This window comes from Halorubrum tibetense (assembly GCF_042661865.1).
GTDB classification, from domain to species: domain Archaea; phylum Halobacteriota; class Halobacteria; order Halobacteriales; family Haloferacaceae; genus Halorubrum; species Halorubrum tibetense.
In genome coordinates this window covers 1-523 of the sequence record NZ_JBHSWW010000737.1, presented here as the reverse complement: position 1 = coordinate 523, position 523 = coordinate 1, and the positions used below count along the sequence as shown (strand labels likewise).

Sequence of the window (523 nt, the reverse complement as noted above, 5' to 3'; positions counted from 1 at the left end):
TCATGGCGGCTTTGGAATCCACATTTAACGCGACCTTGAGGTAAAAGGGCACAGCAAAAGGGGACTTCAGATGTCAGACGGAGCTTTAACGAAAGCTGATCTGGCCGAAAAACTGTACGAAGAGCTGGGCTTAAACAAGCGCGAGGCTAAGGAGTTGGTAGAGTCCTTCTTTGAAGAGATACGCCACGCCTTAGAAACCAATGAACAGGTGAAGTTGTCCGGTTTCGGCAACTTCGACTTGCGCGACAAAAGCCAGCGCCCCGGCCGCAACCCAAAAACTGGTGAAGAAATTCCCATTACCGCCCGCCGCGTGGTCACATTTAGACCAGGTCAGAAGCTGAAGGCAAGAGTAGAGGAACATGCTCGAACCAAGTAATAACGATGAACTGCCGGTAATCCCGGGTAAGCGTTACTTTACCATTGGTGAAGTCAGTGAGCTGTGTGCGGTAAAACCACATGTGCTGCGCTATTGGGAGCAGGAATTTCCTCAGCTAAACCCTGTCAAAAGACGTGGTAATCGTCG

General features: G+C 50.5%; 2 protein-coding genes. Both read left to right on the top strand.

What is annotated here, in order from left to right; translation table 11 throughout:
* Positions 1 to 70: 70 nt before the first annotated feature.
* On the top strand, positions 71 to 376 hold the full coding sequence (ihfA, locus tag ACFQEU_RS18035) for an integration host factor subunit alpha (RefSeq protein ID WP_290263762.1): 306 nt from the start codon (positions 71 to 73) through the stop codon (positions 374 to 376).
* A partial coding sequence (locus tag ACFQEU_RS18030; protein WP_379784404.1) for a MerR family transcriptional regulator occupies positions 360 to 523 on the top strand: 164 nt, incomplete at its 3' end. The genes ihfA and ACFQEU_RS18030, both read left to right, overlap by 17 nt.